This window comes from Actinophytocola sp., from assembly GCF_036378875.1.
Lineage (GTDB): Bacteria > Actinomycetota > Actinomycetes > Mycobacteriales > Pseudonocardiaceae > Actinophytocola.
This window is the reverse complement of sequence record NZ_DASUVO010000083.1, coordinates 1-20,003: the sequence shown is the minus strand read 5'-3', so window position 1 is coordinate 20,003 and position 20,003 is coordinate 1. Positions and strand designations below refer to the sequence as shown.

Below are 20,003 nucleotides of genomic sequence, written 5' to 3'. Positions count from 1 at the left end.
CGGAGTGGGGGTGGTGCGGCGGGGCCGGGGATGGTGCGGCGGGAGCGGGGGTGGTGTGGCGGGAGCGAGAGTGGGTGCGGCGGGGCCGGGGGAGGCGCAGCGGGGCCGGGGGTGGTGTGGCGGGAGCGAGAGTGGGTGCGGCGGGAGCGGGGGAGGCGCAGCGGGGCCGGGGGAGGTGCGGCGGGAGGGAAGGCGAGGCATAGGACGAGAAACGGTGGCGTGGGGCAGGAAGGCCTCCACCTCAGGGGAGGTAGTGGCGGCGGAGCGCGAGAAGTAGTCGGGACCCCGGACGAAGGGGAATCGGCGCTTGGGCGGGGAATCGGACCGACAGAGGTGGTGTGGGAGAGGGAGAGAAGAGACAGGCGGGAACCGGGTGGCGGCGGTGGAGCGGTTGGAACGGAGACGAAGCGAGGAAAGCGCCTATGGAGTGGGTGTGGGGAGGGCGAGAAGGGTGTGTTGGTGCGGCGCGTCTGGGCTGCATGAGATGGGCTGGATGAGGACCGCGCCTGTGGAAGCGGTGTCAAGGCAGCGAGGCCACCGTCGGAGGGCGTCGCCGAGATGAAGCGGCGCGGCCGAGATGAATGCGGATCGCCAGATCCGGCGGTGGGCCCACAACGAGGCGATCCGTGGTCGCCCTCGACGTGCTCAGCGTCAGCCGCAGATGGAGAGGAGCGTGTGGAGTCGTGTGGGCCCAGGAGCAGGCCTGGGGACACGCGCGGGCAGCGAGAGCGCGGAGAAGGAGAAGGGTCTGTGAGCCCCACCAACGCCCAGCAGGCTCGAACCATCCCCCAAGGACCGAGTGCACCCCGTTGCGAGAGAAAAGCATCGTATGGAGTCCAACGTGCCCGACGAAAGGAACCGTTCGGGGGGTCCGGGGGGCGGAGCCCCGCCGGGCGGGCCTGGGGTTGCACCCCAGAAAAATGACGGCCGACCCAGGCGAGCGCGTTCCGCGAGCATGGGTCGGCCAGTCGGACGTGGGCGATACTGGGATCGAACCAGTGACCTTTCCGGTGTGAGCGGAACGCTCTCCCGCTGAGCTAATCGCCCCGGCGACGTGTCGAAGATTAGCGGATGCCGTTCTTGGGGCGGTGGGGAGGGGTGGCTGTTCGGGTCGGGAGGGCTTCGTGCGCAGGTCGTGCGTGCCGAGACGCCGCGGGCCCCGCCGTCTGGGGTGACGGCGGGGCCCGACGGGACGTGAGGACTCAGCCCCAGTAGTTGCCCTGGGTCTGCACGTTCAACTCGTTGATCCGCACGAACTTGGCGGGGTTGGTGCGCGGGTCGTCGATGCTGATGACATCGAAGCCCTTGCCGAGGTCGGACGAGAAGATGTAGCCGTTGTAGTAGTACGCCGACCAGCTACCGCCGCCCGTGTTCGGGTCCGCTGCCGGGCCGCGCTCGAGGAAGCCGATCTTCTTCGGGCGGGACGAGTTGGTGAAGTCCCACACCTGGATGCCGCCCATGTACCAGGCCTGGACCATGATGTCCCTGCCCGGCACCGGGATCAGCGAGCCGTTGTGTGCGACGCAGTTCTCGTCGTCGGTCTGGACGCGGTCGATCTTGAAGTAGCTCTTGAACACCAGCTTGCGGTTGTCGCCGCGGCCGACGATGTCGTAGATGCCGTCCGCGCCGCGCTCTGGGCCGATCTCGGGGTTGCACGTCGCCGCGCCGCCGCCGCCGAGCTCGTCGGTGAAGACGACCTTGGTGCCCGAGTTGTTGAACGTGGCCGAGTGCCAGAACGCGAAGTTGGTGGCGTCCTCGACCCGGTTGATCACCCGCGGTGCGACGCGGTTGGAGATGTCGAACAGGACACCGTCACCCATGCAGGCGCCGGCGGCCAGGTCCTTCTCCGGGTACGCGGTGATGTCGTGGCAGCCGGAGGTGTCGACACCGCCGGGGTTGCCGATGCCGGTGCCGGGGCCGGTGTAGCCGCCGTCCGGGAACAGCACCGGCGTGGCCGCGACCTTGGCGGCCGTCGGGTGGCGCAGCGGCACCTCGACGATCGAGATCAGGTCGTGCGGCGGCTGGCAGTCCGAGATCGTCGGCGACGGGCTGTAGGACGACACGTACAGGTACGCGGTCCTGCGGTCCTTCGACGGCACGAGCGTGTGCGTGTGCGAGCCGCACTTGGTCGCGACGGACTTGATGTACCGCGGCGCCCGCTTGTCGGACACGTCGAAGATCTTGATGCCCTCCCAGTACGGCTTGGAGCCGTCGGACTGGGAGGTCGACGTGCAGGAGTCGTCGCTGCGGCGTGAGTCCGTGGACACGAACAACAGGTTCCCCATGATGGAGATGTCGTTCTGCGATCCCGGGCACAGGACCTGGCTGACGATCCTGGTCTGCTTCGGCTGCTTGATGTCGTAGATGGTGAAGCCGTCGTAGTTGCCGACGAACGCGTAGCGTCCCTGGAACGCGATGTCGGTCCCCACGGACGTCGAGTTCGCCAGTGGCGCCGTCTGCGGGATGTTCAGCTCGTGCTTCATGTTCGGGCTGCTGACGATCTCGTCCGGCGCCGGGAAGTCCTGGGCCGCCGCCCCGGGGGCGGTGATCACGCCGAGAGCCAGCGTGGCCGCGCCGAGCGCGGCGACTGACACTCTTCGGCGCCAGCCATGCAGGGTCGAGCTCACGACAGGGGTCCCCTCCTCGTGTCGTTGGGATGGCACATTATGAACAGGTCAGTCAGGAATAAACTAGATCTAATCGGAGGATCTGGCGCTAGATGGGAAAACGTTTTCCTGTGAACGAGACATACGGGACCTTCCGGCACGTCGTGGCCGGTCTCGGCGCACTGTTCGCCATCGGTCTGCTGGCCGCGTGCACCACGGAGACGCCGCCGCCCGCCAACCCAGGACCGGTGATCGTGCCCGGTAAACCGGGGGAGGAGGCCAGCACCATCCCGCCGGGGCAGGCCACCGGGATCCCCGAGACACCACCCAACGACGCCGACGTCGAGTTCGTCCAGAACATGATCGTCCACCACCAGCAGGCGGTCTGGATGGCCGAGCTGGCTCCCGAGCGGGCCTCGTCGCGGGACGTCCGGGAGTTCGCCGACCGCATCAAGGACGTCCAGGGGCTCGAGATCGACATGATGAACCGCTGGCTGTCCCAGCACGCGGTCCCGACGGTCGACCCGACCGCGCCGGGCCACGGCCACGGCGGCGGCGACGCGTCGATGCCGGGTATGCCCACCCAGGAGCAGCTCGACGAGCTGGAGAACGCGAAGGGTGAGGACTTCGACCGGCTGTGGCTGCGGCTGATGATCGCGCACCACCAGGGCGCGCTGACCATGGCCGAGACGGTCCGGACCTCGGGTGTCGACGTGCGGGTGCAGGAGATGGCCGACGACGTCGTCGTCGAGCAGACCGACGAGATACAGCGCATGCAGCGCTGGCTGAACGGCTGAGGCGTGCGCACCTGCGGAGAACCGCAGTCGAACCATGCGGAAACCCGCAGGCCACCGCCGGGCACGGCTCGATAGCATCGGGGGCACCACGAGTCGATCCCCTCGAGCCAACCAGGAGTAACCGTGTCCGAGTCGCGTCCGCCTGCCGCCGAACCCACCCCGCGCGTGGTGGTGCCGGCCGGCACCACGGCGGGCGCCGCGGTCCGCGAGGCCGGTCTTCCTGGCAAGGGGCCGGACGCGGTGATCGTGGTGCGGGACGTCGACGGCCGCCTTCGTGACCTGTCGTGGACCCCGGAGGCCGATGCCCAGGTGGAGCCGGTCGCCGCCGACTCCGAGGACGGTCGCGCGGTCATCCGTCACTCGGCCGCGCACGTGCTGGCCCAGGCCGTGCAGCAGCAGTTCCCGGAGGCCAAGCTCGGCATCGGCCCGCCGGTCCGGGACGGCTTCTACTACGACTTCGACGTCGACAAGCCGTTCACCCCGGAGGACCTCCAGGCGCTCGAGAAGCGCATGAAGCAGATCGTGAAGGCGTCCCAGCGCTTCTCCCGCCGGGTCGTCGAGTCGGTCGACGCCGCCAAGGACGAGCTGGCGAAAGAGCCCTACAAGCTGGAGCTGGTCGACCTCAAGTCCGACGTGGACACCGACGAGGTGATGGAGGTCGGCGCCGGCGAGCTGACCATCTACGACAACCTCGACCCGCGCAGCGGCGAGCAGGTCTGGGGCGACCTGTGCCGCGGGCCACACGTGCCGACCACCAAGCACATCCCGGCGTTCAAGTTGACCCGGGTCGCCGCCGCGTACTGGCGGGGCAGTGAGAAGAACCCGCAGCTCCAGCGCATCTACGGCACCGCGTGGGAGTCGCAGGAGGCCCAGGACGCCTACCTCGAGCGGCTGGCGGAGGCCGAGCGGCGCGACCACCGCAGGCTGGGTGTCGAGCTCGACCTGTTCTCCTTCCCGGAGGAGATCGGCTCCGGGCTGCCGGTCTTCCACCCGCGGGGCGGCATCATCCGGCGTGAGCTGGAGAACTACTCGCGGCGCCGGCACGAGGAGTCAGGCTACGAGTTCGTGAACAGCCCGCACATCACCAAGAGCGGGTTGTTCTACACCTCCGGGCACCTGCCGTACTACGCGGAGACCATGTTCCCGCCCCTCAAGCTGGAGGGCGAGGAGTACTACCTCAAGGCCATGAACTGCCCGATGCACCACCTGATCTTCCGGTCGCGCGGGCGGTCCTACCGGGAGCTGCCGCTGCGGCTGTTCGAGTTCGGCACCGTGTACCGGTACGAGAAGTCGGGCGTGGTCCACGGCCTCACCCGGGTGCGCGGCCTCACCATGGACGACTCGCACATCTACTGCACCAAGGAGCAGATGCCCGGCGAGCTGCGTTCGCTGCTGCGGTTCGTCCTGGACCTGCTGGCCGACTACGGTCTGTCGGACTTCTACCTGGAGCTGTCCACCAAGGGTGACACCGGCAAGTTCATCGGCTCCGACGACGAGTGGGCGGAGGCCACCGAGACCCTGCGCCAGGCCGCCGTCGACTCCGGTCTGGAGCTGGTGCCGGACCCGGGCGGCGCGGCCTACTACGGGCCGAAGATCTCGGTTCAGGCGAAGGACGCGATCGGCCGTTCCTGGCAGATGTCCACCATCCAGGTGGACTTCAACCACCCGAAGCGGTTCGAGCTGTCCTACACCGCCTCGGATGGTTCCCGCCAGCAGCCGGTGGTGCTGCACCGCGCCTTGTTCGGGTCGATCGAGCGGTTCTTCGGCGTGCTGACCGAGCACTACGCGGGCGCCTTCCCGGCGTGGCTCTCGCCCGTGCAGGCGGTGGGCATCCCGATCGCGGACGAGCACGTGCCGCACCTGCTCGACGTGGCCGAGAAGCTGCGGGCGCGGGGCATCCGCGTCGAGGTGGACACCTCCGACGACCGCATGCAGAAGAAGATTCGCAACCACACCACCCAGAAGGTGCCGTTCATGCTGCTCGCCGGCGGCAAGGACGTCGAGGCCGGCGCGGTGTCGTTCCGCTTCCGCGACGGGAGCCAGATCAACGGCATCCCGGTCGAGGCGGCCGTCGACGCGGTGATCGACTGGGTCGAGCGGCGAGAGAACGCGTCGCCGTCGGCCGACGTGGTCAAGGTCTCGCAGTAGGTTCGGCCGGTTGCCCGGTTGCCCGGAGGGCCGGGGGCCGGGGGCCGGTCGGCCTCGGGTGGAGGAGGGGTTCGTCAAAGTCGTTGGGAGCTGGTGGTGTAGCGCTGTGCGAGGGACGCGGGCCTGGTCAGCCTGGCTGCCTCGCGGGGCGCCGGGCCCGCAGCGGCCGGCGGGCAACCCCACTGTCTCGAAAGACGCTCTCAGGGCATCGCCGTTGTCATGAACGACGCGCTCAAGACGTTCAACGACATGAAAGCGTCCCTCAAGACAGTGCCGAGGGGCACCAAACGGGCGCGGGCCGGGCGTTCGGAGGTCCCAAAAGGACCCTCGGGACATCGGCCCATACGGGCGGCGCCCGCACCGATCGACACAGCACCGCTCCGGGGTGATGGCCGCCGCAGAGCGCCTGCCCGCAGAAACACGACTTTGACGGAGCCCCCGGGTCGGGGAGGGGCCGGCTGAGCAGGTGGTCGGGTCGGGTGGTGCCGTTGTGGGATTGCCCGCCTCGGCCTGCTGTGGCGCGCGAACCGAACACTAGGATCGGTGCATGAGCGGAGCCTGCGAAGCGAATCATCGATATGCAGGTGAGGGGACGGCATGACCGGTCCGGAGTTCGTCGAGCAGGAAGGCGTCGGCGTGCCCGACACGTTGCAGCGCCTGTGGACCCCGCACCGGATGGCCTACATCAGGGGCGAGAACAAACCGGAGGGTTCGGAAGCCGACGGGTGCCCGTTCTGCCAACTGCCGGCACTGGACGACGCCGACGCGCTGATCATCGCGCGTGGGGTGCTCGTGTACGGGGTGCTGAACCTCTACCCGTACAACCCGGGGCATCTGATGGTGGTGCCGTACCGGCATGTGGCGGACTACACGGAACTGACGCCGAAGGAAACGGTCGAGCTGGCGGAGTTCACCCAGAAGGCCATGATCGTCGCCCGGTCGGTGTCGTCGCCGCACGGGTTCAACGTCGGCATGAACCAGGGAGTGATCGCGGGCGCGGGCATCGCGGCGCACCTGCACCAGCACGTGGTGCCCAGGTGGGGCGGCGACTCGAACTTCATGCCGGTGATCGGTCAGACGAAGGTGCTGCCGCAGCTGCTGGGTGAGACCCGCGCTCTGCTCGCGAAGGCCTGGGCCGAAACGCAGTGAAGGACCCCTCCGACGAGGAGGGGTCCTTCACGTGGAACCGGAGTCGGGCTCAGGCCTCCTGACGGAGGTTCGCCTCGACCTCGACGTGGATCTCGATCTTGTCGCTGACGATGGCGATGCCGTTCTGGACGCCCTCGAAGTTGACGTTGAAGTCCTTGCGGTTGATGACCGCGCTGCCGGAGAAACCGGCCACGGTGCCACCGGAGAGCGGGTTCTCGCCGATGCCGTTCACCTCGAAGGTCAGCGGCACGACCTTGGTGACGCCCTTGAGCGTCAGCTCACCGTCGAGGACGAACTTGTCGCCGTCCTGGCGGGCGCCGGTCGCCTTGTAGGTCATGGTCGGGTAGGTCTCGACCTCGAAGAAGTCGGCGGAGCGCAGGTGGCCGTCGCGCTGCTCCTGGTTCGTGGTGATCGAGTTGAGCTCGACGCTGATGTCGACCGAGGACTCGAGAGGGTTCGCCGCGGTGACGATGCTGCCCGAGAACTCGGCGAACCGCCCGCGGACCTTCGTGACGACGAGGTGGCGGACGACGAAGCCGACCTCCGAGTGCGCCGGGTCGATGTCCCAGGTGCCGGCGACGTAGCCCGGGATCTCGAGGGCGGTGGTGCTCATGTGAAAGGTCCTCCGATGAAGATTGTTGAACGATCAGTTATTGAGCGATCAACCGCGACCCTACACCTGCATGATTGAGAGTTCAACAAGTACACTGTGAGGTATGTCCGAGACGCGATGGTTGACCGACCACGAGCAGCAGATCTGGCGCTCGTTCCTGTCGGCGACCCTTGGGCTGACCGACGCTCTTGCCCGGCAGCTCCAACGGGAAGCCGGGATGCCGCATGCCTACTACGAGATTCTCGTCGCCCTGTCCGAGGCGCCGGACCGCACACTGCGCATGAGTGAGCTGGCCGGCATCCGCGGCTCTTCGCGCAGCCGCCTGTCCCATGCGATCGCCCGTCTGGAGGAGGCCGGCTGGGTACGCCGCCGCGGCTGCCCGACCGACAAGCGCGGCTCGTACGCGATCCTCACAGACAAGGGTTTCGCCGCGCTGGAGTCCGCGGCACCGGGGCACGTGACCGAGGTCCGCGAGAAGCTGTTCGACCAGCTCACCCCGGAGCAGGTCGAGCAGCTCGGTGAGATCAGCATGGCCATACAGCGTGGTCTGGGCGGGGCTCCGCAACTCACCTGCCCGAACCTGACCGCGAACGGCCGAGCCCAAACCGCGGACACCAGACACTGACCTCGCGTGTCCAACACTCCAGACCCGCGTGTCCAACGCGGGAGACCTGCGAGTTCGACAATCACGCTCGATCGGGAACGAGTGAGCGGCGAGAGCCGGACAAACACCGTCCGTTAGGCTGCCAGCGCACCTGTCGCCGCACGTCGTGAGGCTCGTCCGCCCCATGCTGAACATCTTTGCCAGAGCCTCGGTCTCGCGGGTCACCGATCCGATCGGCGCCGTGCTGGTCCGGGTCGGGTTGACGCCCAACGGGATGACCGTCGTCGGCACCGTGGGCGCGATCGGGGGCGCGCTCTGGCTGTTCCCCACCGGGCATCTGCTGGCCGGCACGTTCGTGGTGTGGGGCTTCGTCATGCTCGACCTGCTCGACGGCGCCATGGCCCGTGCTCAGGGCGGCGGCACGAAGTTCGGTGGTGTGCTCGACTCGACCTGCGACCGGCTCGCCGACGGTGCGTTGATGGCCGCGATCGGCTGGTACGCGTTCGAGGTCGCCGACCGGCCGTCGCTGGGTGCGGCCGCGCTCATCTGCCTGGTGCTTGGGCAGGTCATCTCCTACATCAAGGCACGTGCCGAGGCCTCCGGGCTGTCGGCGAACGTCGGGCTCGTCGAGCGGGCGGAGCGGCTGATCATCGCGCTGGTGGGTACCGGGCTCCAGGGGTTCGGCGTGCCCTACGCGGTGGACGTCGCGTTGTGGCTGCTCGTCGCGGGATCGGTCATCACGGTGGGGCAGCGGCTGGTCGCGGTGCGGCAGTCGGCGGCGGGGGCGTGAGGTCGATGGGCCACGGGCGTCCTGCTGAACGGAGAGAGGCAGGTTGACGCGTACATGACGTTCGTTCACCGATTGTCCGACCTCGCGTACGGGGCAGGCTGGGGTGTCGTGCGCGGGCTGCCAGAGCCGATGGCACGCGGGATGTTCCGGTCCTTCGCCGACCTCGCCGTTCGGCGCAACGGACCGAGCGTCCAGCAGATGCGCCGCAACTACGCACGCGTCGTCCCGAAGGCGGGCGGCGCCGAGCTGGATGAACTGGTCCGCGCGGGGGTCCGCTCCTATGCCAGGTACTGGATGGAGACGTTCCGCCTGCCGGCCATGGACCACAAGGAGATCTACCGCCGCGTCAACGACGTGATGGTCGGTATGCCGCTGATCGAGGCGGCACTCGAACGTGGCAAGGGTCTCGTCCTCGCGCTGCCCCACACCGGCAACTTCGACGTCTCCGGCATCTGGCTCGTCGGTCACCAGGGGCCGTTCACCACGGTCAACGAGCGGCTGAAGCCAGAGTCGCTCTACCAGCGGTTCGTCGACTACCGCGAGTCGCTCGGGTTCGAGATCCTGCCCAGCGAGGGCGGCGCCTACCGGATACTGATGGAACGCCTGCGAGCCAACAAGCTGGTCTGCCTGGTCGCCGACCGCGACCTGTCCAAGCGGGGCATCCCGGTCACCTTCTTCGGTGAGGAGACCCGCATGCCCGCTGGGCCGGCACGGCTGGCGGCGGTCACCGGGGCGCAGCTTTTGATCGCGGACAACCAGTTCACCGACGACGGCTGGAGTCTGCGGATCCACACCCCCATCCAGGTGCACGGCCGCGAGGATGTGCCGGCGGCGACCCAACGCATGGCCGACGCCTTCGCCGCGGACATCGCCACGCACCCCACCGACTGGCACATGATGCAGAAGCTGTGGCTCGCGGACCTTGACGAGGACCGGCAAAGGGCTTTGCAGGAGTCCCCGTGAAGATCGGGATCGTGTGTCCGTACTCCTTCGAGGTTCCCGGAGGGGTGCAGTCGCACGTCGTCGACCTGGCCAAGGCGCTGCGGCGGCGCGGGCACCAGGTCGACGTGCTCGCGCCGGCCGACGAGGACACCCCGCTGCCGGACTTCGTCAGCCCCACCGGGCGTGCGGTCAGCATTCCGTACAACGGCTCGGTGGCGCGGCTCTCGTTCGGGCCCGTCTCCTACACCAGGGTGCGGCGGTGGATCCGCGACCACGACTTCGACGTGCTGCACCTGCACGAGCCGACCACGCCGAGCCTGTCGCTGTTGGCACTGATGATCGCCGACGGTCCGATCGTGGCCACCTTCCACACCTCCACCGACCGGTCCCGCACGCTCAGCGCGTTCCAACCCGTGCTGCGGCCGTTCCTGGAGCGGATCACCGCGCGTATCGCGGTCTCCGCGCTCGCCAGGCGGGTGCAGGTGGAGCACCTCGGCGGGGACGCGGTCGAGATCCCGAACGGCGTGGACGTCGACTTCTTCGCGGACGCCGAGCCGCTGCCCGGCTACCCGCGCGACGGCGGCACGATCGGGTTCGTCGGCCGGTTCACCGAGCCACGCAAGGGGATGCCGGTCCTGCTGGGCGCGCTCAGGATCCTCGCGCCGGAGTTGGAGAACCTGCGTTTGCTGGTGGTGGGCGGCGGCGATCAGGACGAGCTGCGGCGCCAGGCCGGGCCGGCGCTCGCGGAACGCATGAACCTGCTCGGCCAGGCCGACGACGTGGTGAAGGCCCGCGCGCTGCGCAGCGTGGACGTGTACTGCGCGCCCAACACCGGCGGGGAGAGCTTCGGCATGATCCTCACCGAGGCGATGTCCGCCGGCGCGGCGGTGGTCGGCAGCGATCTCGACGCGTTCCGGCGCGTGCTCGACGACGGTCGCGCCGGTGTGCTGTTCCCCGTCGGGAACCCGGCCGCACTGGCGGAAGCGTTGCGCGGCATGCTTGTTTCCCCGCAGCGGCGCGCCGAGTACGTCGCCACCGCACGCCGGCGCGTGGCGGCTTTCGACTGGACGGTGCTGTCCGGTCAGGTGCTGCGGGTGTACGAGCAGGCGATCGCCGCCGACCCACGGCGGATCGTCGAGACAGCTGTCGAGTCTGGTGAGGAAGTGTCGTGACGGGGTTGGTGACCACGCTCGTCGTTGTCGTCGTGGTGGCCTTGGTGATCATGTGGTTGGCGGCCACCGCGAACCGGCTCGACCGGTTGCACGTGCGCACCGACGCGGCATGGGCGGCACTGGAGGCGGCACTGGCGCGCCGGGCTGTGGTGGCGCGCGCGGTCGCGGCGGCCATCCGCCTTGACGACGTCGGCGCGGACCGGCTGCGAGCCGAGGCGGAACGTGCCGAGGTCGCCCCGCGTGACGAGCGGGAGGAGGCGGAGAACCGGCTGTCGCTTCAGCTCGCGGCCGTCGACCGGGCCAAGCTGCCGCTCGCGCTGACCGCCGAGCTGATCGACGCCGAGCACCGCCTGGTGATCGCCCGCCGAGTCCACAACGACGCCGTGCGCGACACGCTCACCCAGCGGCGGCGCCGGCTGGTCCGGTGGCTGCGGCTGGCCGGGACGGCACCACAACCGGAGTACTTCGAGATCGTCGAGCCGGCGCTGTCGGACGAGGCGGACACCCCGCTGCCGCGCCCGTCGGCACGCGTGCTGCTGCTCGACGCCGAGCGGCGCGTCCTGCTGTTCAACGGCCACGACCCGCTCCGCCCGGACGCCAGGTTCTGGTTCACCGTCGGCGGCGGGGTCGAGCCGGGGGAGGACCTCCGCTCGGCGGCACTGCGTGAGCTGGTCGAGGAGACCGGCGTGAAGCTGGCCGACGACGACCTCGTCGGCCCGGTGTGGCGGCGCCGGGTGGCGTTCAGCTTCGACGGCCGGACCTACGACGGCGAGGAGTGGTTCTTCGTCGCCGATCTCGTCGACCGGGTGGACGTGGACACGTCCGGCTTCACCGAGCTGGAGGCCCGCACGGTCGACGGCCACCGCTGGTGGTCGGTCGAGGACCTGCGCCGCACCGAGGAGACGATCTATCCGGTCCAGCTGTCGACCCTGCTGCCGGACGTGCTGTCGAGGAAATGGGACGGCACGGTCAGAACCGTTCGCTGACCGTGCCGTTGCCCGAAACCTGTCTAGGTGACGTGGGCCGCCAGTGACTCCGGCAGTGGGTCGTACCTCACGAAGGTTCTCGTGAAGGTCGCTGAGCCCGAGGTCATCGAGCGCAGGTCGATCGCGTAGCGCAGCAGTGCGGTGGCGGGGACCTCGGCGCGCACGATGCTGTAGCCGGGACGCTCGTCCGCCTCGGTGCCGAGCACGCGGCCGCGTCGGGAGGACAGGTCGCCCAGCACCGTGCCGAGGTGTTCGTCCGGTAGTCGCACGGCCACTTCGTCCACCGGTTCCAGCAGCGACACCCGGCCGTTCGCCGCGGCGTCCTTCAGCGCCAGGGAGCCGGCTGTCTGGAACGCCGCGTCGGAGGAGTCCACGCTGTGTGCCTTGCCGTCGAACAGCGTCACGCGGATGTCCACCACCGGGTAGCCACCGCTCAGGCCCTTCGTCATCTGGGCGCGGACACCCTTCTCCACCGACCCGATGAACTGCGACGGCACCGCGCCGCCGACCACCTTGTCCACGAACTCGAACCCGGAGCCGACCGGCAGTGGCTCGACGTCGACGTCACACACGGCGTACTGCCCGTGCCCGCCGGACTGCTTGACGTGCCGTCCCTTGCCGCGGGCCGGCTTCGCGAACGTCTCCCGCAGCGCCACCTTCACCGGTTCGGTGTCCACGTCGGCGCCACCGGCCCGCAGCCGGGCAAGCACGACGTCCGCGTGGGCCTCGCCCATGCACCACAGCACGAGCTGGTGGGTCTCCGCGTTGCGTTCCAGCCGCAGCGTCGGGTCGCCTGCCACGAGCCGGTTCAGGTTGCGGGACAACGCGTCCTCGTCGCTGCGGGTCTTGGCGACCACGGCGACCGGCAGCAGCGGTTCTGGCATCGTCCACGGCCGCATCAGCAGCGGCTTGTCCGGGCTGGACACCGTGTCGCCGGTCTCCGCGGAGCCCAGCTTGGTGAGCGCGCAGATGTCACCGGCCACGCAGTGCGACACCTCGCGCAGGTTCGAGCCGAGCGGTGAGTAGATGTGCGCGACCCGCTCGTCCACGTCGTGGTCCTCGTGGCCGCGGTCCGCCATGCCGTGCCCCGAGATGTGGACCGGCCGCTCCGGCCGCAGCGTCCCGGAGAACACCCGGACGAGTGACACGCGGCCGACATAGGAGTCGATGGCGGTGCGCACGACCTCGGCCACGAGCGGGCCGTTGGGGTCGGCGGTGAACGTGCCGGAGCCGTTGCCGTTGACCTCGGTGACGTCCGGCACGGCGTGTTCCAGCGGGGACGGGAACGCGCCGGTCAGTGCCTCGAGCAGCTCCGCGAGACCGACACCCGAAAAGGCGCAGACAGGGATGACCGGGTGGAAGGAACCGCGCGCGACGGCGGTCTCGAGGTCGGAGATCAGCGTCTCGGGGTCGAGCTCCTCGCCTTCGAGGTAGCGGTCCATGAGGGTCTCGTCCTCGCTCTCGGCGATGATGCCCTCGATGAGCTCGTTGCGTGCCTCGTCGATGAGCGCGAGGTCGGCCTCGTCCGGTTCGCTGGCCGTGGGCGGGTAGCCGTTCGAGTAGTCGAAGAACCGGCGCGTGATGAGGCCGAGCAGCCCGGCCTTCCCGCCGGTGGCCGGGAGGTACAGCGGCATCACGCCGGCACCGAACGCCTCCTGGCACGCCCGTATCTCGGCCATCACGTCCGCGCGCTGGTGGTCCATCCTGGCGATCACCACGGCGCGGGGCATGCCGACCGCGGCACACTCCGCCCACAGCGCGATGGTCGCCGGGTCGACGCCCTCGGCCGCGCACACCACGAACAGCGCCGCGTCGGCGGCACGTAGACCGGCGCGCACCTCGCCGACGAAGTCCGCGTACCCCGGGGTGTCGATCAGGTTGATCTTGACGTCGCCATGCACGAGTGGCGCGACCGACAGGCCGACCGAGCGCTGCTGGCGCTGGGCCGCCGGGTCGTGGTCGCACACGGTCGTGCCTTCGGTTACCGTGCCCGCCCTGCTGATCACGCCCGCCGCCGCGAGCAGGCCTTCTGTCAGGGTCGTCTTCCCGGAGCCGGACGGCCCCACGAGAACGATGTTGCGCACTTTGGCCGGGTCGTCTACAGCGACCGCGGCTCCGCCATCACCGTTCTCGGAGTGCTTGCTGCCCATGCCACTCACCCTTTCCCCATGACCGCACTGTCAGCCGGGTTTCGGTGTGTCTGTTATGTGCCCGATCTCACACCTGTTTACCAGGTCAGACAACCCCAAGCAGAAAAGTGGCCTGGCGAATCACCGCCGAATTGGCCGCCTGGTGATAGCCACATGGCACCTACACTGGATGAGGAATCCACAGAGGAGGGATGTATCCGTGAGCGAGGTTTCGACCGACGCGGTGACCGGAACCGCACGTGTCAAGCGCGGCATGGCCGAGATGCTCAAGGGCGGCGTGATCATGGACGTGGTCACCCCGGACCAGGCGAAGATCGCCGAGGATGCCGGCGCCGTCGCGGTCATGGCGCTCGAGCGGGTCCCGGCGGACATCCGGGCGCAGGGCGGCGTGGCGCGGATGAGCGACCCCGACCTCATCGACGGGATCATCAACACCGTGTCCATTCCGGTGATGGCCAAGGCGCGTATCGGCCACTTCGTCGAGGCGCGCGTGCTGCAGGCGCTCGGCGTCGACTACGTCGACGAGTCCGAGGTGCTGACGCCCGCCGACTACGCCAACCACATCGACAAGTGGCAGTTCACCGTGCCGTTCGTGTGCGGCGCCACCAACCTGGGCGAGGCGCTGCGCCGGATCACCGAGGGCGCGGCCATGATCCGGTCCAAGGGTGAGGCCGGCACCGGTGACGTGTCCAACGCGACCACCCACATGCGCAAGATCCGCGCCGAGATCAAGCGGCTGACGTCGCTGCCCGAGGACGAGCTGTACGTCGCGGCCAAGGAGCTGCAGGCGCCGTTCGAGCTGGTCAAGGAGGTGGCGCAGCGCGGCAAGCTGCCGGTGGTGCTGTTCACCGCTGGCGGCATCGCCACCCCGGCCGACGCGGCCATGATGATGCAGCTCGGCGCCGAGGGCGTGTTCGTCGGCTCCGGCATCTTCAAGTCGGGCGACCCGGCCAGGCGCGCCGAGGCCATCGTGAAGGCCACCACCTTCCACGACGACCCGGACGTGATCGCGAAGGTGTCGCGCGGCCTCGGCGAGGCCATGGTCGGCATCAATGTGGAAGATGTCCCCGAGCCGCACCGCCTGGCCGAACGCGGCTGGTGACTTACACGTGCTCTGACACCAGCACCGCTGTGGTGCCGGGGTCGAGCGCCTCGAAGATGTGGGGGAGGTCGCCCGGGTAGGCGATGTAGTCGCCCGGGCCGACCTCGACCGGGTCGTCGGCGAGGCCCAGTCGGGCACGGCCCGAGCACAGCACCACGTGCTCGACCACGCCCGGCATGTGTGGTTCGGACTCGCGGATGGAGCCGGGCTCCGCGGAGAGCTGGTAGAGGTCGCGGCGGGCGTTGGGCGGGCTGGCCGACAGCACGGTGGCCACGTAGTGCGCCCGTTCCGAGTAGATCATGGGGCCCTCGCCGGCGCGGATGATCTGCACCTTCGGCCGTACCGGCTCGACCAGGCTGGCGAACGGGACGTCCAGGGCGACCGACAACGCCCACAGCGTCTCGACGCTCGGGTTCCCGGTCGCGGCCTCCAGCTGTGACAGCGTGGACTTCGCGATGCCGGCCCGTTTGGCCAGCTCGGACAGCGACAGCCCGGCACGTTCCCGCTCGCGGCGCAGCGAGAACGCGATGGTGTCGAGCGGCGCCTGTGCCATAGACCACTCCCGTTCGTCATATCGGACCGATCGTTCGCCTTGACGAACGCTCAGCCTGCTGTTCACTATAGAATCCATGCGTTCGATCTGGCGAACACTCACTCCATCCTTACAACGGGACATGGTGGCCATGGCCGGCGCGATCGCGGTCATCGGCTTGTCGTTCGGCGCGATCGCCGTGGCCAGCGGGCTGGACTGGTGGATGCCCACGGTGATGTCCGTGCTGGTGTTCGCCGGCGGATCGCAGTTCATGGTGGTCGGCGTCGTGGCGGCGGGCGGTGGGCTGGTCGCCGCCGTGGTGGGCGCGCTGGTCCTCAACGCCCGGCACCTGCCGTTCGGGCTGGCGGTCGGCGACATGATGGGCCGCGGGAAGGTCGCCAGGCTGGTCGGCGCGCACCTCCTCATCGACGAGTCGGTGGCCTTCGCGATGGCCCAGAAGGATCCGGCCAGGGCGCGGGCGGTGTTCTGGTTCCTTGGCACGACCGCGTTCGTGGTGTGGAACATCGGCACGATCGTGGGCGCGGCGGCCGGCCAGGTGATCGGCGACTCGGACGCGTTCGGCCTGGACGCCGCGTTCCCGGCCGGGCTGCTGGCTCTGGTGCTGCCGGCGCTGAAGAACACACGGACACGCAACGCGGCACTGCTCGGCGCGGCCGTCGCAGTGGCGACCACACCGTTCCTGCCGGCCGGGGTGCCGGTGCTGTTGGCCCTGGTTGGGCTGGTGGCACTGATCCCGGCGCCGGAGAAGAAGGAGGAGGTGCCCGCATGAGTGTCCCTTTCGCTCGGACTCGTCGGCGAAAGTTGTCCACAGGCCCCCGCGACCAGGGGTTTTGTCTCTGTCGCTTGGTACGATGGCCTCGGGGTGGCCCCCCGGGTACGGGTGGGGGATGCATACGCAACCATCTGGGCGGCGTTGATCAAGAAAGCTTGGTCGGGGTGGCGGCATGACACTCCCTGTTCCAACCTCAGGATCGAAATCAGGCCCCGGGTTTTCCAGCCGTACCTCAGGGGAACGTGACGCGAGCCGGTCGCAGGTACGTGACCGAACAGAACCGTCTGTCCCCAACGCGACCAACACCGTGAACTCCGGGGAGGCGGAACAGCCATGACCATCACCGCTGTTCTCGTGCTCGCCGCCGGCACCTACGCCTTCCGGTTGGCCGGTCCGCTCCTGCGGGAGCGGCTGGCCAGGGCCCACGGCGGTGAGGCCGAGCTGCCGCCGCGGCTCAGCGAGGTGCTGTCCACCGCCGCCACCGTGCTGCTCGTCGCCCTGATCGCGACCACGACGCTCACCGACGCCGGCTCGTTCGCCGGGATCGCCCTGCCGGCCGGGGTGCTCACGGGTGGTGTGCTGGCCTGGCGGAAGGCGCCGTTCGTGATCGTGGTCGTCGCGGCCGCCGTGGTCGCGGCCGGGCTGCGGGCGCTCGGCGTGCCCTAAGTAAGCTGGAGTAACAGGAGGTCAACAGGTGTCCGCTGGTCCGCTCATCGGTGTGCTCGCGTTGCAGGGTGACGTGCGCGAGCACGTTGGCGCGCTCCGGGACGCCGGCGCGCGCGCGACGACCGTGCGCCGGCCGGCCGAGTTGTCCGAAGTAGACGGTCTGGTCCTGCCGGGCGGCGAGTCGACCACGATGTCGCGGCTGCTCGACACTTTTGACCTGCTGACCCCGCTCCGGGAGCGCATCGCGGCCGGTATGCCCGTCTACGGCTCGTGCGCCGGCATGATCCTGCTCGCCGCCAAGGTGCTCGATGGTCGCGAGGACCAGCACCAGCTCGGTGGCCTGGACATGATCGTGCGGCGGAACGCGTTCGGCCGGCAGGTCGACTCGTTCGAGGAGGACCTGGACTTCGCCGGTGTCGATGGCGGTCCCGTGCACGCCGTGTTCATCCGTGCGCCGTGGGTCGAGTCGGCCTCGCCGGAGGTCGAGGTGCTCGCTCGGGTGAGCGACACCCCGCAGGTCCCGGGTGGAGAGGCGGCCGCCGGTAGGATTGTCGCGGTCCGGCAGGGACCCGTGCTGGCCACGGCGTTCCACCCGGAGCTGACTGGGGACACGCGGGTACACAGACTGTTCGTAGAAATGGTGGAGGGTTTGTCGTGAGCGGCCACTCAAAATGGGCGACTACGAAGCACAAGAAGGCCGCACTTGATGCCAAGCGGGGCAAGCTCTTCGCCAAGCTGATCAAGAATATCGAGGTCGCGGCGCGGACCGGGGGCGGTGACCCCGACGGCAACCCGACGCTGTTCGACGCGATCCAGAAGGCGAAGAAGAACTCGGTCCCGCAGGACAACATCGAGCGCGCTCGCAAGCGCGGCGGTGGCGAGGAGGCCGGCGGCGCCGACTGGCAGACGATCATGTACGAGGGCTACGGCCCCAACGGCGTCGCCGTGCTGATCGAGTGCCTCACCGACAACCGCAACCGCGCCGCCAGCGAGGTCCGCACCGCGATGACCCGCAACGGCGGCAGCATGGCCGACCCCGGTTCGGTGGCCTACCTGTTCAACCGCAAGGGCGTCGTCCTCCTGCCGAAGAACGAGCTGACCGAGGACGACGTGCTGATGGCGGTCCTCGAGGCCGGCGCCGAGGAGGTCAACGACCTCGGTGAGAGCTTCGAGGTGGTCTCCGAGGCCACTGACCTCGTCGACGTGCGCAAGGCGCTGCAGGACGCCGGCTACGACTACGAGTCGGCCGAGGCGAGCTTCCTGCCGTCGGTCAGCGTGCCGCTGGACGCCGACGCCGCCCGCAAGGTCTTCCGGCTGATCGACGCGCTCGAAGACAGCGACGACGTGCAGAACGTGTACGCCAACTTCGATGTCTCGGACGACGTCATGGCCGAGGTTGATGCATAGTCCTGGCTTGGCAACGCCGGCGCTGGTCGGTCTCACCGCGTGGCGGCTGGTGGTCGCCGCGTGCGGCTTCGTCGGCTTCGGGGCCGCCGTCGCGGTGATGGCCGACCCGTGGCCGGCGCTGTCGCAGCAGGCGAGCCTGCTCACCGGCGTCGTGTACGTCGTGCTCGCGCTGTACCCGCTGTTCACCCGGGCCGACCTGCCGGGCTCGACGTGGTTGCGGGGTGCCGTCTGCGTCCTGCTGCTGCTCGTCGCCGGCACCTACATGAGCCTGATGGAGGGTGATCTCGGCAGCGTCCACTCGCTGTTCGAGCACATGCTCACCCCGCTCGTCGTGCTGGCCGACTGGGTGCTGGTCGGCGGCGGCCAGGCACAGCGGGTGCGGTGGTGGTTCCCGGTGTCGTGGCTGGTGTTCCCGCTCGCCTACCTCGGATACTTCCTCGTGGAGCGGCCACACCTGTACCGCGCGTTCCTCGACCCGGACGACAGCGGCTTCGCCGGCACGGTCGCCGCGTTCATGGTGGCGATCCTCGCCGCCGGGTTCGCGCTGTGCGGCATCGCGAAGGTGCGGGCATGGACGGGTTGAGCGAGGAGGACCAGCGGCTGCGTGACTTCCTGATCGCGCAGGCCGACGCCCACGGTCATGCCATCGTGGAGGTCGCCGGCGACAAGGACGGCGCGCCGTACACGTTCTCCGTCGGGGCGTGGCGCAGGCACGGCGTGCCGGAAGCGGTCACGATCGGCCTGCCCGAGGGCGCGGGACGGTTCCTCGTGGACACCTACATCCAGCGCGCGAGCCAGGGCGAGCGGTTCCCGCCGGGCCAGGTGTGGGACGACCTCCTCGAAGGCGTGCTGGTCACCGTCGAACGGGTCAACAAGGGCCACTACTTCGAGTTCTTCGGCAGCGCGTTCCTCGTTCACCCGGATGGTGACTTCGAGGCGATCCAGCTCATCACGGCCACCCCGCAGGACTACTGGCCATGGGAGGACGAGGCGCCAGCCGGGTTCGACCTGTGGCAACCGGTGCTCACCGAGAGCGGCCTGCCGGAGAGCTGGACCCCGGGGGTCAACGGGCCGTGACAGTCCACATCGGACCACTGGCGCCCGGGCACGCCGGTGAGGCACTGACGATCCAGCGCGCCGCCTACGTGACCGAGGCCCAGCACTACAACGCACCGCACATCCCGCCGCTGATGGAGACCGTCGCCGAGCTGCGCGCGGACCTCGAGTCCGGCGTGCTCGCGCTCGGCGCGTGGCTGGACACCCGGCTGGTCGGGTGTGTCCGCGGCCGGGTCGCCGGCGATCGCATGGAAGTGGCCAGGTTCGTCGTCGCTCCGGACACGCAGGGCCGGGGAATCGGCACCTTGCTTCTCAAAGCCGTGGAAGCCGCCGCGCCGCCGACGGTTCGTACCCTGTGGCTCGTCACCGGCGCCGCGAGCGAGGGAAACCTACGGCTCTACCGGCGATCGGGCTACGTGGTCGTCGGCAACCGGGCCGACTCGGCGGGCGTTCCGTTGTCCCTCTTGGAAAAACGCGTTTCCGACTGAAC

At 69.2% G+C, this 20,003-nt stretch carries 20 protein-coding genes and 1 tRNA gene; 16 read left to right on the top strand and 5 right to left on the bottom strand.

Annotated features, from left to right (window positions below; all coding sequences use genetic code 11):
- Window positions 1-975: 975 nt before the first annotated feature.
- Window positions 976-1,047, bottom strand: a tRNA-Val gene (locus tag VF106_RS24275).
- Window positions 1,048-1,202: 155 nt separating this feature from the next.
- Complete coding sequence (locus VF106_RS24270) at window positions 1,203-2,615, bottom strand: LVIVD repeat-containing protein (protein WP_414639053.1); 1,413 nt, start codon at window positions 2,613-2,615, stop codon at window positions 1,203-1,205.
- A 122-nt stretch (window positions 2,616-2,737) separates the two neighbouring features.
- Here VF106_RS24270 and VF106_RS24265 point away from each other — a divergent pair, with 122 nt between their 5' ends.
- The 3 genes from VF106_RS24265 to VF106_RS24255 all read left to right on the top strand — a co-directional run bounded on the left by VF106_RS24265 (window position 2,738) and on the right by VF106_RS24255 (window position 6,700).
- Window positions 2,738-3,403: a DUF305 domain-containing protein gene (locus VF106_RS24265; protein ID WP_330842117.1), complete on the top strand. Its 666-nt coding sequence runs from the start codon at window positions 2,738-2,740 to the stop codon at window positions 3,401-3,403.
- A 123-nt stretch (window positions 3,404-3,526) separates the two neighbouring features.
- Window positions 3,527-5,551 carry a threonine--tRNA ligase gene (thrS, locus tag VF106_RS24260; RefSeq protein WP_330842116.1) on the top strand — a complete coding sequence of 675 codons (2,025 nt, stop codon included), beginning with the start codon at window positions 3,527-3,529 and terminating at the stop codon, window positions 5,549-5,551.
- A gap of 597 nt (window positions 5,552-6,148) precedes the next feature.
- A complete protein-coding gene (locus tag VF106_RS24255) occupies window positions 6,149-6,700 on the top strand; it encodes an HIT family protein (RefSeq protein ID WP_330842115.1) in 552 nt (183 codons plus the stop codon).
- 49 nt (window positions 6,701-6,749) lie between these two features.
- Here the strand turns inward: VF106_RS24255 and VF106_RS24250 are convergent, their stop codons facing one another.
- Window positions 6,750-7,313, bottom strand: a complete 564-nt coding sequence (locus VF106_RS24250) for a YceI family protein (protein WP_330842114.1) — start codon at window positions 7,311-7,313, stop codon at window positions 6,750-6,752.
- 103 nt (window positions 7,314-7,416) lie between these two features.
- Here VF106_RS24250 and VF106_RS24245 point away from each other — a divergent pair, with 103 nt between their 5' ends.
- The 5 genes from VF106_RS24245 (at window position 7,417) to VF106_RS24225 (ending at window position 11,807) form a co-directional block, all read left to right on the top strand.
- Window positions 7,417-7,938 carry a MarR family winged helix-turn-helix transcriptional regulator gene (locus tag VF106_RS24245; protein ID WP_330842113.1) on the top strand — a complete coding sequence of 174 codons (522 nt, stop codon included), beginning with the start codon at window positions 7,417-7,419 and terminating at the stop codon, window positions 7,936-7,938.
- 163 nt (window positions 7,939-8,101) lie between these two features.
- On the top strand, window positions 8,102-8,707 hold the full coding sequence (gene pgsA, locus VF106_RS24240; protein WP_330842112.1) for a phosphatidylinositol phosphate synthase: 606 nt from the start codon (window positions 8,102-8,104) through the stop codon (window positions 8,705-8,707).
- Window positions 8,708-8,761: 54 nt separating this feature from the next.
- On the top strand, window positions 8,762-9,670 hold the full coding sequence (locus VF106_RS24235) for a phosphatidylinositol mannoside acyltransferase (protein ID WP_330842111.1): 909 nt from the start codon (window positions 8,762-8,764) through the stop codon (window positions 9,668-9,670).
- The gene (locus tag VF106_RS24230; RefSeq protein WP_330842110.1) at window positions 9,667-10,821 is read left to right on the top strand and encodes a glycosyltransferase family 4 protein; all 1,155 of its coding nucleotides are present in this window, start codon (window positions 9,667-9,669) and stop codon (window positions 10,819-10,821) included. Before VF106_RS24235 ends, VF106_RS24230 begins: the two co-directional genes overlap by 4 nt.
- On the top strand, window positions 10,818-11,807 hold the full coding sequence (locus VF106_RS24225) for an NUDIX hydrolase (protein ID WP_330842109.1): 990 nt from the start codon (window positions 10,818-10,820) through the stop codon (window positions 11,805-11,807). The genes VF106_RS24230 and VF106_RS24225 overlap by 4 nt, the downstream gene beginning before the upstream one ends.
- Before the next feature lie 23 nt (window positions 11,808-11,830).
- Here VF106_RS24225 and VF106_RS24220 read toward each other — a convergent pair whose 3' ends face one another.
- The gene (locus VF106_RS24220) at window positions 11,831-13,957 is read right to left on the bottom strand and encodes an elongation factor G-like protein EF-G2 (RefSeq protein ID WP_330842108.1); all 2,127 of its coding nucleotides are present in this window, start codon (window positions 13,955-13,957) and stop codon (window positions 11,831-11,833) included.
- A gap of 169 nt (window positions 13,958-14,126) precedes the next feature.
- Here VF106_RS24220 and pdxS point away from each other — a divergent pair, with 169 nt between their 5' ends.
- Window positions 14,127-15,059 (top strand): pyridoxal 5'-phosphate synthase lyase subunit PdxS, encoded by a 933-nt coding sequence (gene pdxS / locus VF106_RS24215; RefSeq protein ID WP_414639052.1) that lies wholly within the window; start codon window positions 14,127-14,129, stop codon window positions 15,057-15,059.
- Between the two features lies 1 nt (window position 15,060).
- On the opposite strand, the gene VF106_RS24210 is transcribed toward pdxS, so the two are convergent.
- Window positions 15,061-15,612: a helix-turn-helix domain-containing protein gene (locus tag VF106_RS24210; RefSeq protein ID WP_330842106.1), complete on the bottom strand. Its 552-nt coding sequence runs from the start codon at window positions 15,610-15,612 to the stop codon at window positions 15,061-15,063.
- A gap of 76 nt (window positions 15,613-15,688) precedes the next feature.
- On the opposite strand from VF106_RS24210, the gene VF106_RS24205 reads away from it, so the two are divergent.
- From VF106_RS24205 to VF106_RS24175, 7 genes are all read left to right on the top strand, one after another.
- A complete protein-coding gene (locus tag VF106_RS24205) occupies window positions 15,689-16,381 on the top strand; it encodes an AzlC family ABC transporter permease (protein WP_330842105.1) in 693 nt (230 codons plus the stop codon).
- Window positions 16,382-16,717: 336 nt separating this feature from the next.
- Window positions 16,718-17,050, top strand: coding sequence for an AzlD domain-containing protein (locus VF106_RS24200; protein WP_330842104.1), 333 nt, complete (start codon window positions 16,718-16,720; stop codon window positions 17,048-17,050).
- Window positions 17,051-17,078: 28 nt separating this feature from the next.
- Window positions 17,079-17,708 (top strand): pyridoxal 5'-phosphate synthase glutaminase subunit PdxT, encoded by a 630-nt coding sequence (gene pdxT / locus VF106_RS24195; RefSeq protein ID WP_330842103.1) that lies wholly within the window; start codon window positions 17,079-17,081, stop codon window positions 17,706-17,708.
- Entirely contained in the window at window positions 17,705-18,457 is a 753-nt protein-coding gene (locus VF106_RS24190) for a YebC/PmpR family DNA-binding transcriptional regulator (protein ID WP_330842102.1), read from the top strand. The genes pdxT and VF106_RS24190 overlap by 4 nt, the downstream gene beginning before the upstream one ends.
- A 7-nt stretch (window positions 18,458-18,464) precedes the next feature.
- The gene (locus VF106_RS24185) at window positions 18,465-19,040 is read left to right on the top strand and encodes a Pr6Pr family membrane protein (protein ID WP_330842101.1); all 576 of its coding nucleotides are present in this window, start codon (window positions 18,465-18,467) and stop codon (window positions 19,038-19,040) included.
- The gene (locus VF106_RS24180) at window positions 19,028-19,534 is read left to right on the top strand and encodes a DUF4262 domain-containing protein (RefSeq protein ID WP_330842100.1); all 507 of its coding nucleotides are present in this window, start codon (window positions 19,028-19,030) and stop codon (window positions 19,532-19,534) included. Before VF106_RS24185 ends, VF106_RS24180 begins: the two co-directional genes overlap by 13 nt.
- Complete coding sequence (locus tag VF106_RS24175) at window positions 19,531-20,001, top strand: GNAT family N-acetyltransferase (protein WP_330842099.1); 471 nt, start codon at window positions 19,531-19,533, stop codon at window positions 19,999-20,001. The genes VF106_RS24180 and VF106_RS24175 overlap by 4 nt, the downstream gene beginning before the upstream one ends.
- Window positions 20,002-20,003: the final 2 nt, after the last annotated feature.